At 56.5% G+C, this 13474-nt stretch carries 12 protein-coding genes; 11 read left to right on the forward strand and 1 reads right to left on the reverse strand.

Annotated elements, in window-relative coordinates:
* The first annotated feature begins 4 nt into the window (after window positions 1–4).
* From murD to lpxC, 10 genes are all read left to right on the forward strand, one after another.
* Window positions 5–1531, forward strand: coding sequence for a UDP-N-acetylmuramoyl-L-alanine--D-glutamate ligase (murD, locus tag AC3CHX_RS00340; RefSeq protein WP_488631533.1), 1527 nt, complete (start codon window positions 5–7; stop codon window positions 1529–1531).
* Window positions 1528–2778 carry a putative lipid II flippase FtsW gene (ftsW, locus tag AC3CHX_RS00345; protein WP_488631534.1) on the forward strand — a complete coding sequence of 417 codons (1251 nt, stop codon included), beginning with the start codon at window positions 1528–1530 and terminating at the stop codon, window positions 2776–2778. The genes murD and ftsW overlap by 4 nt, the downstream gene beginning before the upstream one ends.
* The gene (murG, locus tag AC3CHX_RS00350) at window positions 2775–3863 is read left to right on the forward strand and encodes an undecaprenyldiphospho-muramoylpentapeptide beta-N-acetylglucosaminyltransferase (RefSeq protein ID WP_488631535.1); all 1089 of its coding nucleotides are present in this window, start codon (window positions 2775–2777) and stop codon (window positions 3861–3863) included. Before ftsW ends, murG begins: the two co-directional genes overlap by 4 nt.
* Complete coding sequence (murC, locus tag AC3CHX_RS00355) at window positions 3860–5269, forward strand: UDP-N-acetylmuramate--L-alanine ligase (RefSeq protein WP_488631536.1); 1410 nt, start codon at window positions 3860–3862, stop codon at window positions 5267–5269. The genes murG and murC overlap by 4 nt, the downstream gene beginning before the upstream one ends.
* Window positions 5270–5332: 63 nt before the next feature.
* Window positions 5333–6319, forward strand: coding sequence for a D-alanine--D-alanine ligase (locus tag AC3CHX_RS00360; protein WP_488631537.1), 987 nt, complete (start codon window positions 5333–5335; stop codon window positions 6317–6319).
* 74 nt (window positions 6320–6393) lie between these two features.
* Window positions 6394–7161, forward strand: a complete 768-nt coding sequence (locus AC3CHX_RS00365) for a cell division protein FtsQ/DivIB (protein ID WP_488631538.1) — start codon at window positions 6394–6396, stop codon at window positions 7159–7161.
* Between the two features lie 10 nt (window positions 7162–7171).
* Window positions 7172–8404, forward strand: coding sequence for a cell division protein FtsA (gene ftsA / locus AC3CHX_RS00370; protein WP_488631539.1), 1233 nt, complete (start codon window positions 7172–7174; stop codon window positions 8402–8404).
* A 210-nt stretch (window positions 8405–8614) separates the two neighbouring features.
* The gene (gene ftsZ, locus AC3CHX_RS00375) at window positions 8615–9808 is read left to right on the forward strand and encodes a cell division protein FtsZ (RefSeq protein WP_488631540.1); all 1194 of its coding nucleotides are present in this window, start codon (window positions 8615–8617) and stop codon (window positions 9806–9808) included.
* Window positions 9809–10025: 217 nt separating this feature from the next.
* Window positions 10026–10529, forward strand: a complete 504-nt coding sequence (locus AC3CHX_RS00380) for a redoxin family protein (RefSeq protein ID WP_488631541.1) — start codon at window positions 10026–10028, stop codon at window positions 10527–10529.
* 181 nt (window positions 10530–10710) lie between these two features.
* On the forward strand, window positions 10711–11646 hold the full coding sequence (lpxC, locus tag AC3CHX_RS00385; protein ID WP_488631542.1) for a UDP-3-O-acyl-N-acetylglucosamine deacetylase: 936 nt from the start codon (window positions 10711–10713) through the stop codon (window positions 11644–11646).
* Between the two features lie 138 nt (window positions 11647–11784).
* On the opposite strand, the gene AC3CHX_RS00390 is transcribed toward lpxC, so the two are convergent.
* Window positions 11785–12306, reverse strand: a complete 522-nt coding sequence (locus AC3CHX_RS00390) for a hypothetical protein (protein ID WP_488631543.1) — start codon at window positions 12304–12306, stop codon at window positions 11785–11787.
* Window positions 12307–12372: 66 nt separating this feature from the next.
* Between AC3CHX_RS00390 and AC3CHX_RS00395 the strand changes: the two genes are divergently transcribed.
* On the forward strand, window positions 12373–13335 hold the full coding sequence (locus tag AC3CHX_RS00395; protein ID WP_488631544.1) for a M23 family metallopeptidase: 963 nt from the start codon (window positions 12373–12375) through the stop codon (window positions 13333–13335).
* The last annotated feature ends 139 nt before the right edge of the window (window positions 13336–13474 follow it).

The following is a 13474-nucleotide window of genomic DNA, read 5'->3' on the forward strand; positions in this document are numbered from 1 at the left end:
TGTAATGAATTACACGGGTAAACATGTTCTGGTGCTGGGCCTGGGTGAATCCGGGCTGGCAATCGCCTTGTGGCTGGCGCGCTGCGGTGCGACGCTGCGCGTTGCCGATACGCGCGATGCGCCGGAACGTTTGCAGCAATTGCAACAGGCGGTTCCGGACGTCGAATTTATCGGTGGTAGCGACGATGGTATTTTTCATCCAAGGCTGCTGGAAGGCATCGATTTTGCTGCGGTCAGTCCGGGACTGGCGCCGACTCGCGAACTGAAGGAAATTATTCCCGCAGCAGCGGCCGCCGGGATGCCGGTATGGGGTGAGATCGAGCTGTTTGCGCAAGCGCTGGCCGCTCTGCGCGAAAGTCAGGCGTATGCGCCGAAAGTGATCGCCATCACTGGCACCAACGGCAAAACGACCGTCACCAGTCTGACCGGCCTGCTGTGTCAACGCGCGGGGTTGACGGTACAGGTAGCCGGCAATATCAGCCCCGCGGCGCTGGACGTATTGCGGACTGCGCTGGATCAGGAAACCCTGCCGCACATATGGGTGCTGGAGTTATCCAGCTTCCAGTTGCATACGACTTACAGCCTGCAGGCAGACGCCGCCACGGTATTGAACCTGACGCAGGATCACCTCGACTGGCATGGCGACATGGCCGCCTATGCCGCCGACAAGGCGCGCATTTTTGGGGCAAACACTGTGCGCGTGTTGAATCGCGACGACGCTCTGGTGATGCAGTGGGCGAATGCCGCAAGTATTACCTTTGGCGTCGATGAACCCGATCAGGCGGATTGTTTTGGCCTGACGAATGAGAACGGCATGCAGTGGCTGGCGGTGGCCGTCGAAGTTGCTGAAGAAAGTGAGAAAAAACGCGGCAAGAAGCATCAGGTCGAAGTACTGCCCGTCAGCATCAAGCGTTTGATGCCGGCCGATGCATTACGGATTCGCGGTCAGCACAACGCCGCCAATGCTTTGGCGGCGCTGGCCTTGGGGCGGGCGATCGGTTTGCCGTTTGCGGCGCTGTTGCATGGCCTGCGTGAATATCGCGGTGAGCCGCACCGGGTGGAACTGGTGACGAGCATCGGCGGGGTTGCCTATTATGACGACAGTAAAGGCACCAACGTTGGCGCCACGGTGGCCGCGCTGAATGGTTTAGGGCGCGGCCCGGACGGCAGCGCCAGCGCGAATCGGCTGGTGCTGATTGCCGGCGGCGACGGTAAGGGACAGGATTTTACGCCGCTGGCAGAACCATTGGCGCGCTACGGTCGCGCGCTGGTGCTGATCGGCCGCGATGCCGATGCAATCCGCCATGCCGTGAATAGTGCATTACTGTCAGCGGGAATCGAGATTGTCGATTGCGAGACGCTGGAGCAAGCGGTACAACGTGCGGCTGAATTCGCCCATGCCGGCGATGCGGTGTTGTTGTCGCCGGCATGCGCCAGTTTCGACATGTTCCGCAATTATGCGCATCGTGCCGAGGTATTTGTCGAGGCGGTACGTGAATTGGCGCTGGCACGCGGTGAGGTGGGCCTATGAAATTCGCTTTCCCATTTTTTTCAGGGAATGGCGATAAGCCTGCGGAAAAGCCGCAGGTACCAACACGGACGCGCTCGGTCGATGGCATCAAGCCCGGCGTGCAGCGCTCCAAGATGATGGAGTACGACCAGCCGCTGGTATGGGTGGTGGTGTTGTTAATGCTGTTCGGCCTGGTGATGGTGTATTCGGCGTCCATCGCGCTGCCGGACTCACCTAAATATTCGAACTATAAAAGTTATAACTTTCTGCTGCGCCAGGCGATCTTCATCTGCGTTTCGCTGGTCGCCGGACTGGCGACGTTCCGTATCCGGATCGCCACCTGGCAACGCTGGGCACCGTATTTGTTTGTGATCACGCTGGTATTGCTGGCGCTGGTGCTGGTGCCGGGTTTAGGCAAGGGCGTGAATGGCGCCAAGCGCTGGTTATCGGTCCGCGTCTTTAATTTGCAGCCATCGGAATTAATGAAGCTGTTCATCGTCTTATACGCTGCCAACTACACCGTGCGTAAGCAGCAAGTGATGCACAAGCTGACCAAAGGATTTTTGCCGATGACAGCGGCGGTTGGGTTGGTTGGATTGTTGCTGATGCTGGAGCCGGACCTTGGCGCACTTGGCGTAATAGTCTGCATCGCGATGGGCATTCTGTTTTTGGGTGGCATTAACGGAATTTGGTTTGGCGGAATTACGGCGATGCTGGCGGTGATGTTTTCGATGGTGATCTGGCTGTCGCCCTGGCGTCGCGAGCGGATTTTTGCTTATCTGAATCCATGGGATCAGGACAATGCATTGGGTAAGGCCTACCAGCTCTCGCACTCGTTGATTGCGTTCGGTCGCGGCGAAATATTCGGCGTCGGCCTTGGTGCCAGCGTTGAGAAATTGCACTATTTGCCGGAAGCGCATACCGACTTTTTGCTGGCGGTGATTGGCGAAGAACTGGGTTTCGTCGGCGTGCTGGTAGTGGTCATGATGTTTTACTGGATCATCAAGCGCGCTTTTGAGATCGGTCGTCAGGCGATCGCCATGGAACAGGTTTTTGCCGGCTTGACCGCCAAGGGCATCGGCATCTGGATCGGGGTGCAAACCTTCATCAATATGGGCGTGAATCTGGGCCTGCTGCCCACCAAGGGTTTGACCTTGCCGCTGATGAGTTATGGCGGTTCCGGGGTACTGATTAACTGTGTCGGATTGGCGATTTTGTTGAGAATTGATTACGAGAACAGAGTCATGATGCGCGGGGGACGACAATGAAAAAATTGTTGATTATGGCGGCCGGTACCGGCGGTCATATTTTCCCCGGTCTGGCGATTGCCGAGACCATGCGGCAACGCGGCTGGCAAGTGAGCTGGCTCGGCACTACCCATGGGATGGAAGGCGATCTGGTGCCGCGTCACGCCATCGAGATGGATCGCATCACGTTTTCCGGCTTGCGCGGCAAAGGTCTTGCGCATACCTTGCGCGGCGTCTGGCGTTTGCTGGCCAGTTTTCCCGCTTGCTTTGGCATCATCGGCCGGCGCAAGCCTGACGTGGTGCTCGGCATGGGCGGTTATGTCACGGTGCCTGGCGGTGTCATGGCACGGTTGCGCCGGGTGCCGCTGGTGCTGGTGAATGCGGACGCCGCGTTGCTATTGTCGAATAAAGCGTTGGCACCGCTGGCCCAGCGCGTGTTGTTCGGTTTCCCTGCGGAGTTTGGCGCTGCCGCTGATAAGGCGCAGGTGACCGGTAATCCGGTGCGTCAGGAAATCATGCAATTGCCGTTGCCCGAGCAACGTTACAGCGGCCGGATCGGTCCGCTACGGTTGCTGGTGGTCGGCGGCAGTCTGGGCGCCAAGGCGCTCAACGATTGTTTGCCGGCAGCACTGGCAATGATGCCGGCAGAATTGCGGCCAAGTGTGACGCACCAGTCCGGCAAACAGCATATCGCAGCACTGCAGGCGGCTTACCAGGCCGCGGGTGTCGCAGCTGAAGTGGTGGCCTTTATTGATGACATGCCGCGCCGTTATGCCGATGCCGATCTGGTGGTTTGCCGTGCGGGTGCGATTACGGTTTCCGAATTGACGGCGGCCGGCGTCGCCAGCATTTTGATCCCGCTGGTGGCCTCGACCACCTCGCATCAGCGCGATAACGCGCGCTGGATGGCCACCAGGCAAGCGGCGATTCATTTACCGCAAGCCGAATTAAGTAAAGAGCGTCTGTCTGCATTGCTGACGCGCATGACGCGTCAGGATTGTCAGGCCCTGGCACAGGCAGCATATGAAAACGGCCGGCGCGATGCGAATCAAACCATTGCGCAGGTCCTCGAAGAATTAGCAGGTCCGGTAAGAGAGCAGTCATGAAACATAAAGTTAAAAATATCCATTTTGTCGGCATCGGCGGCTCCGGAATGAGCGGTATCGCCGAGGTGCTGCTCAATCTCGGCTATACCGTGTCGGGTTCAGATCTCGGCAGCAATGCCGCGACACGCCGTCTGGCCAAGCTCGGTGCCAAAGTGACCAAGGGTCACGCAGCGGAAAATATTCAGAACGCCAATGCCATCGTCACCTCGACTGCGGTGCAAGCGGATAACCCGGAAGTCGTCGCGGCGCGCGAAAGACATATTCCGGTCGTGCCGCGTGCGGTGATGCTGGCCGAGTTGATGCGTCTCAAGCGCGGCATCGCGATTGCCGGCACGCACGGTAAAACCACGACCACCAGTCTGGTGGCGAGTGTGCTGGCCGAAGGCGGTCTGGATCCCACCTTCGTGATTGGCGGACGGCTCACCAGCGCCGGTGCAAACGCCAAACTGGGCTCTGGCGACTTCATTGTCGCCGAGGCGGATGAGTCGGATGCCTCGTTCCTGAATTTGTCGCCGGTGATTGAGGTCATCACGAATATCGATGCCGATCATATGGAAACCTATGATCACGATTTCGGCAAGTTGAAACAGGCTTTTGTCGAGTTCACCCAGCGTTTGCCGTTTTATGGTGTCGCGGTGCTGTGCATGGACGATGCGAATGTGCGCGCCATCATGCCGCAGATTTCCAAGCCGATCACCACCTATGGCTTCCATGAAGAAGCGCAGGTGCGGGCGATTGACGCCAAAGCGGTCGCCGGTTATATGCAATTTACCGTAATTCAGCATGGGTTCGCGCCAATGGCGATCAGCCTGAATCAGCCTGGCATGCATAACGTCCAGAACGCTTGCGCTGCGGTGGCGATCGCGCGTGAACTGGGCATTGCCGATGGCGCAATTCAAAAAGCATTGACCGAGTTTCATGGCGTTGGCCGGCGGTTTACCCGTTATGGCGAAATTCCTGTGCTGGCCACAGAGAGCAAGGCGGCTGGTACGTTCGCACTGGTGGATGATTATGGCCATCACCCGGTCGAAACCGCGGCAACGATTTCAGCTGCGCGTGGCGCGTATCCAGGACGTCGGCTGGTGCTGGCGTTTCAGCCGCATCGCTACACGCGAACGCGCGATTTGTTCGAAGATTTCGTCAAGGTGTTGTCCAGCGTCGATGTGCTGGTGCTGGCAGAGGTCTACGCCGCCGGTGAAACGCCCATCGTGGCTGCGGACGGGCGGGCGTTGGCGCATGCATTGCGCGTCGCCGGCATGGCCGAACTGGTGTTTGTTGAAGATATTGCAGATATGCATGCCGCGATTGTCAACATTGTGCGCGATGGCGACGTTGTTATGACGATGGGAGCCGGTTCGATCAGCAGCGTGCCAGCACAGTTGGTGAATCAGGCGGCACCGGATTAAAACGGATGCAGGATAGCTTGGAATTCTGGATGAACACTTTAGACGTAAGTGAGTAAACAAGACATGAGCACGCAAAATATGACCACGCAATTCGGAAAAGTCGGTGTGCTGTTCGGCGGTCGTTCGGCCGAGCGCGAAGTCTCGAAGATGTCGGGTAACGGCGTAGTGCAAGCGCTGCAAAGCCAAGGTGTCGATGCCCATTTGTTCGATCCGGCTGAACGCAGTCTGGCGGAACTGGCAGCAGAAAAATTTGATCGCGTATTCATCGCGCTGCACGGGCGTTACGGCGAGGACGGCAGCATGCAAGGCGCCTTGGAGCAGCTGGGTATTCCCTACACCGGACCGGGTGTCATGGCATCGGCAATTGCCATGGACAAGGTGATGAGCAAGCGTGTCTGGCAAAGCGCAGGCTTGCCGACGCCGCGCTTCCTGGTACTCGATTCAGCTACCTCGTCAAGCGAAGAACTGCGTCAGGTGCCGGATGTGCTGGGGCTTCCGTTGATGCTGAAGGCCCCGCATGAAGGCTCGACCATCGGTATCAGCAAGGTGGTCGGTTATTCGGACATGCATGACGGTTTCGCATTGTGTGCGAAATATGACGAGGTGGTACTGGCCGAGGAATTCATCGCCGGCCGTGAACTGACCGTGCCGGTGCTGGGCGCCGGTCGTAACGCGCGCGCTTTGCCGATCGTCGAGATACGTGCACCGGATGGCAACTACGACTATCAGCACAAATACTTTACCGACGACACCAAGTATTTATGTCCAGCGCCATTGGATGAAGCATTGACGCAGCAGATACAGTCGCTGGCGGTGCAGGCGTTCAATGCGATTGGTTGCGAAGGCTGGGCGCGGGTCGACTTTATGTTGCGCGCAAGCGATAACGCGCCATTCCTGCTTGAGATCAATACCTCGCCTGGAATGACCAGCCATTCGCTGGTGCCGATGTCGGCGAAACAGGCCGGATTGAGTTACGAAGAATTGTGCGTCGAGATATTGAAGTCGGCGGCACTTGATTTGACGCCGTCGAAGGACTGGACGCCGGATTGAGTGTGCGGAAGTGTCGGGTAGTCCCAGCAAGTATCAATCAACAGTAGCAAGCACCGGCGATAAAGACAGCAACCATGTGGCAAGACATCAAAACATTGAATGCAACCTCGAATGCCCTGTTCGGGCTGGTTGCGCTCGTCTTGCTGGTGTCCGGTATCTGGTGGCTGGCGCAACGGCCGATGTTTACGTTGAAGGTGATTCGGGTTGAAGGTATTGCGCCGGGCGAGCTGCGCCGTGTCAATCCATTGACGATACGCGCCAGCGCATTACCGCGGATTAAAGGCAATTTTTTCACCGCGAATCTGGATTCGGTACGCGCGGCATTTGAGTCTGTGCCATGGGTACGCAAGGCGTCGGTGCAGCGCGAATGGCCGAATCAGCTGGTCGTGACTGTCGAGGAGCATCAGCCACTCGCTACCTGGGACGATGACGGGCGTTTGTTGTCGGCCAAAGGCGATTTGTTTATCGCCAATCTGGACGAGGCCGAAGAGGATGGCGACTTGCTGAAGTTTGGCGGTCCAACCGGCAGTGAGAAGGATGTTCTGGCGCGATTTGCGGATTTTCAGAAATGGTTCGCACCCCTCAAGCTGAGGCCTACCGGCGTCGAACTGTCGAGCCGTTATGCCTGGAGCGTCAAACTGGATAACGGTATGACCGTGGCACTGGGACGAGAACAAAGCAAGACGACCTTGCATGAGCGGGTCGAACGGCTGGTAGAGATTTATCCGCAGTTGCGGTCGCGTTTGCAGGATCGAATTGAAAGTGTGGACATGCGTTATCCGAATGGTCTGGCGTTAAAGGCAAGTGGCCTGAGCGCTGGATTGGGAAGCAAAAAAAAATAAGCGAAACATTATGACTAAAGACGCAAAGAATTTGATCGTCGGCCTCGACATCGGCACTTCCAAGGTAGTGGCGGTGGTGGCTGAGGTGCTGCAGGACGGGCGACACGAAGTTATCGGTCTCGGTCAGCACGAATCGAAAGGCCTGAAGAAGGGGGTCGTGGTCAACATCGAGGCCACCGTCGAGTCTATCCAGCGCGCGCTGGAAGAGGCCGAGCTGATGGCCGACTGCAAGATCCGGAATGTGTATACCGGCATCGCCGGCAGCCACATACGCAGCTTCAATTCCAGCGGCATGGTGGCGATCAAGGACAAGGAAGTGACTGCAGCCGATGTCTCGCGCGTGATCGAAACCGCCAAAGCCGTCAACATTCCGACCGATCAGCAATTGCTGCATACCGTGCCGCAGGAATTTATTGTCGATAGTCAGGACGATGTGCGCGAACCAATTGGCATGAGCGGCATCCGACTCGAGGTCAAGGTACATATCGTCACCGGCGCGGTGTCGGCGGTACAGAACATCGTCAAGTGCGTGCGCCGCTGCGGACTGGAAGTCTCGGATCTGATTTTGCAGCCGATGGCGTCGGCCGATGCGGTGCTGACCACCGATGAAAAAGAACTGGGCGTAGTACTGGTCGATATCGGCGGCGGCACTACCGATGTGGCGGTCTTCACTGAAGGTGCGATTCGGCACACGGCAGTGATCCCGATTGCCGGCGATCAGATCACCAATGACATCGCGATGGCATTGCGGACGCCGACTGCGGAAGCGGAAGAAATCAAGCTGCGCTACGGCGTCGCCAAACAGATTCTGGCGGACCCGGGGGAAACCCTGGAGGTGCCGGGCCTGGGTGACCGGAATTCGCGCAATCTGTCACGGCAAGCACTGGCCGCGGTGATCGAGCCACGTGTCGAAGAGTTGTTCGCGCTGGTGCATCAGGTCGTGCGTGAGTCGGGTTATGAAGAGGTGCTGTCGAGCGGCATCGTGCTCACCGGCGGTTCCGCATTGATGCCGGGCATGATCGAACTGGCCGAAGATATTTTCCTGAAACCGGCGCGTTTGGGGACGCCGCACTACAACGGGCAATTGGCGGATGTGGTGCGCAGTCCGCGCTACTCGACGGTGTTGGGATTGTTGCTGGAAGCGAAAAAACAGTATCTGCGCGGTTACATCGTCACGCGCCAGGAAGGTTCGGCGAAAGCGATCTGGCAGCGCATGAAGGAATGGTTTCTGGGTAATTTCTAGCTGTCCGAATTCGACGTCGAAGCAAGTCAACCGATTCAACCGATGCAGTCGCTTTCGCAGTAAGCAGTAGAACAAGCGCAGTAGATGTGGCAATAGATTATTTAAATTGGTCTGGTTAATGTTGTTAGTGTAACGCGCAGTTGTCAGTTGCTAGGCCTCACACCGCGTGATGCCTATTGACTGGATGCTGCAACTTTATGAGGAAACATCATGGAAATCGATATGCTTGACAATGCAACGCTGGGTACCGTGATTAAAGTCGTTGGCGTCGGTGGCGCTGGAGGCAATGCGGTTCAGCACATGATCAACAAAGGTGTCTCGGGGGTCGAGTTTATCGCCGCCAACACCGATGCTCAGGCGCTGAAACAATCCAAGGCGCACAACGTGATTCAGATCGGCGATACCGGTCTGGGTGCGGGGATGAAGCCGGAAGTCGGCCGCAAGCTGGCAGAAGAGTCACGTGCGCGCATCGAAGATGCGCTGCGCGGTGCACACATGGTATTTATCGCCGCCGGTATGGGCGGTGGCACTGGCACAGGTGCAGCGCCAGTGGTAGCGCAGATTGCCAAGGAGTTGGGCGCGCTGACTGTGGCGGTGGTTTCCAAACCGTTCTCGTACGAAGGCCAGAAGTGCATGGACCTCGCAGACGAAGGTCTGGAAGCGCTGTCGCAACACGTTGATTCGCTGATCATCATTCTCAACGAAAAACTCGAAGAGATCTATGAAGACGACAGCATGATGGAGTGGCTGGAACACGCCGACGATGTGCTCAACAACGCTGTGGCCGGGATTGCCGAAATCATCAACGTGCCGGGTCATATCAATGTCGACTTCAATGACGTCAAGACCATCATGGGCGAACAGGGCAAGGCGATGATGGGTACCGCGACGGCGCACGGTGTCGATCGCGCCCGTCTGGCGGCCGAGCAGGCGGTGGCATCGCCACTGCTGGATGGCATCGATCTGTCGGGCGCGCGCGGCGTGCTGGTGAATGTCACTGCCAGCCGCAGCCTGAAGGGTAAGGAAATCAAGGAAGTCATGGCGACCGTGCGTGCGTTTGCGGCACCTGACGCTTCGATTGCACAAGGTATCGCGTACGACGAAACCATGGGTGACGATATCCGTGTCACCGTGGTCGCAACCGGCCTTGGCCGTGCGCGCAAGTCGGTGCAACTGGTGCAGCCGCAAATGCTGCGTACCGGTACCCATAACGAGCCGCTGATGCAACACGGCCATGCCAGCGTGAATTCGGGCGGACACGGACATGGCGGTGCGTCGTTCGAAGGGATGAAAGCGCCGGCAGTGTGGCGTCGTGAATCCGCTTCGGACACTGTGCGTGCGCTGGAAAAAAATGGCATGGAGACCTATGACATTCCGGCTTTCCTGCGCAAGCAAGCGGACTAACTGAGACTGCTATCGGAGCATCGGTTTGTAGCGGCGCAACCGGTACAAATCGATGAGGAAAGCGCTTCAAGGCCTGCAGAGATTTACGGAACAAGGCATACTTCGGTTTCTACGCCGCGTCGATCAGGCGCGGCGTTTTCTTTGGTAAGTATTGAAGGAAAGTTTTCTCAAATTTTCTTGGTGCCAACAAAACTATACAGACATAAGGACAGTCATCATGACAATCAAAATCGGCGACAGCCTGCCAGAAGGCCAATTAGCAGAATTCATCGAAACCGAAACAGCGGGTTGCTCGCTCGGTCCGAATACTTTTAACGTCAGCGATTTAGTCAAAGGCAAGAAGATTGCCTTGTTCGCCGTGCCGGGCGCATTCACACCAACTTGCTCAGCCAAGCATTTGCCAGGCTATATTCAGCACGCTGCTGAATTCAAAGCCAAAGGCGTAGATGAAATCTGGGCGATCTCGGTCAACGATGCGTTTGTCATGGGTGCTTGGGGCCGTGACCAAAAAGCTGCCGGGGCAGTACGCTTGCTGGCTGACGGCAATGCCGCTTTCGTCAAGGCGCTGGGTCTGGACGCGGACTTCAGCAAGTTCGGTATGGGAACACGTTCGCAGCGTTTTTCGGCATTCATCGACAACGGCGTGGTCAAGCAATTGAACGTCGAACAAGGTGGCGCATTTGAAGTGTCGAAGGCAGAAACACTGCTGGCGCAAATCTGATATTTGCCAATGCAACCTCTGGTTGCATTGGCAGTTGGATAAGTAGAAAAAACGGCGCGCTGTGCGCCGTTTTCAATTTGCGCTGACAAGCGGCTAATTAAATGCCAATTCCGTATTATTTATCCAACAACGGCAACACATCGTTACAGAAGATCGTTTCGGTAACATCTATAATGACAACATGTTGAAACAACGCACCATCAAAAAACTTGTCAAAACCGTAGGGATCGGTATGCACTCCGGCACCAAGGTTGAATTGACCTTGCGCCCGGCAGCCATCGATACCGGTATTATCTTCCGCCGTATCGACCTCGATCCGGTCATTGACTTTCCGGCGACTGCGACCTCGGTCGGTGACACGCGCATGGCATCGGTGCTGTCCAAAGATGGAGAGCGGGTGTCGACGGTTGAACACTTGTTGTCGGCCTGCGCGGGACTCGGTATCGACAATCTGTATGTAGACGTGACGGCGGAAGAAATTCCGATCATGGATGGATCGGCTTCATCGTTTGTGTTCCTGATGCAGCAAGCCGGTCTGGAAGAGCAGGGCGCAGCCAAGAAATTCATACGTGTAAAAAAGACCGTTGAAGTCCGCGAAGGTCAGGGCGACAAGGAAAAGTGGGCGCGACTGGAGCCCTGCGACGGTTTTAAGTTAAAGTTTTTTATTGAATTCAATCATCCTGCCGTCGATGGCACCGGTCAGACTGCCGAAGTCGACTTCAGTATCCAGTCCTATGTGAAAGAAATCGCGCGTGCGCGTACTTTCGGCTTCATGCAGGATGTCGAAACCCTGCGCGGTATGGGTTTGGCACGGGGCGGTTCGCTGGAAAATGCGATCGTCATGGATGAATATAGAATTTTGAATAGCGACGGCTTACGCTACGACAATGAGTTCGTCCGTCACAAGATTCTGGACGCGATCGGTGATTTGTATTTGATTGGCCATCCGCTGCTGGCAAGTTACAGTGCGCACAAGTCCGGTCATGCCATGAATAACCAGTTGCTGCGGGCACTCCTCGCTCAGCCGGATGCTTATGAAGTCGTCAGCTTCGACGAGCTGGAGTCGGCGCCCAGCACTTATCAGCGCCAGGTTGGTCAGGAATGGGCGCTGAATTAAGCAGATTGACGTTTTCCGGTGCCAATCAGGGCACCGACCGATGATCGCAATCACCTTCGCAACTCCCCATCTCGCCTGCCCCGGAATCAACTTTTTCTGATGCCGGCGTAACGGCGGGCGGGAAATCGCGTCGACGGTTTATCCGGAGTCGGATTGCTCTTCTTTGTAGCGTCTTACCATCGCCGCAAGTGCGGCCTTCAATGCTTCGTTACGTGGCGATTGCTCCAGCGACCCGGCCAGATTTGCAAATGCCGAAACCGCTTGCGGGGTAAGGCTGAAGCGCTTGACCGGCGTCAATTTTTTCAGGTTTTGGCTGACTTGCACTTTGATTCGGATTGCATTAACCTGCCAGTTTCCCGCGAGCAAATAACTCTGCAGCTTAGGCAGTTGCTGTTTCAGTTTTGTCGCCAGTGCCGCGTTGGGCGCCGACAGTACCAGTTGCCCGGCCTCAAAGTGCAACACTTCGCAAGCTTCAAACATGCTCGGTAATCCGGCTGCACATTGTTTTTGCAATGCCGCCATGCGCGTCAGCGTAGGCAGCAACGCTGCCATTTTGTCGTTGCCGCGCAGAAAATCCGAGGCGTCCCGTGAGGTCAAGCCGGACGACTTGGCCCCTGTCGCCGCTTGCACAAAAGAAGAAGAAAATGAGAGTTTGCGCATGATCATGAAACCATATCACACCTGCACCGCCAAGGGCGATGTAAGCAGCAAGTCCGGGCGCCGGCGATGCAAGTAATTCTGCTGCATCCGCGCTTTACACGCGCCAAATCGATTACCCTGGGAGGTCGCCATATTGCGCTGATGGCTGCCGTTTTTCTGGGGACGGTGTTATTGGCGACTGCGCTGCTATATTTCCTGACCTTTCGCTATGCTGCCAGCATTCCTATTCCGTTTATTTCGCATCAGCTGGTGTCCGGGAACGTCGGTGGTACCCAGGATAAAGATAAATACCTGAAGGAAAACATTGCGGCCATGGCAATCAAACTAGGCCAGATGCAGGCGCAGCTGCTGCGACTCGACGCACTTGGAGAGCGGGTGCAAGGTCTGGCGGGTGTCAAGCCGGAAGAGTTTAATTTCAAGGAACTGCCGGGCCGTGGCGGTGCCGAGTCCAGCAGTCTCGGCGAGCGCAAACCGCACGACCTGAGCATGGCCGCGTTTCAACAGGCATTAGCCTCAATGTCGCGCGACATAGGCTATCGCGCCGACTATATGAATGTGGTCGAAACCACATTGATGAACGACAAAATCAAGTCGAAGCTGCTGCCCACCAATCAACCGGTCGACGTTAATTTCAACTCGTCCAGTTTCGGCTGGCGGGTTGATCCGTTCACAGGTCGCAGCGCCTTTCATGAAGGCCTGGATTTTCCAGCGCTGACCGGTACCCGGATCGTTGCTGCTGCCGGCGGCGTTGTGATCGCCGCCGAATATCATCCAGCCTACGGCAACATGCTCGACATCGATCATGGCAATGACATCATTACCCGTTACGCACATGCCTCCAGATTACTTGCGAAGGTTGGGGATATTGTGCAGCGTGGCCAGCACATTGCAGATATTGGCAGCACCGGCCGTTCAACCGGTCCGCATCTTCATTTCGAGGTCAGGATCAAAGGTGTGGCCCAGGACCCGCGTAAATTCCTTGCTGCCGGCACCGATCAGGCCAAAATGGCGGCACTGATGGCTAAATGATTAACGCTCGATCCAGTGACAAGCATGGTATACGCGGTTAACTGCATACAAATTGGGCGACTTGCTATTGTTTCCCCATGCATAACCCCAACCTGTCGAGGGTCGCATGATAAAATCTCCCGATTAATTAGCCACAGTC

It is taken from the genome of Glaciimonas sp. OK215 (genome assembly GCF_057787885.1).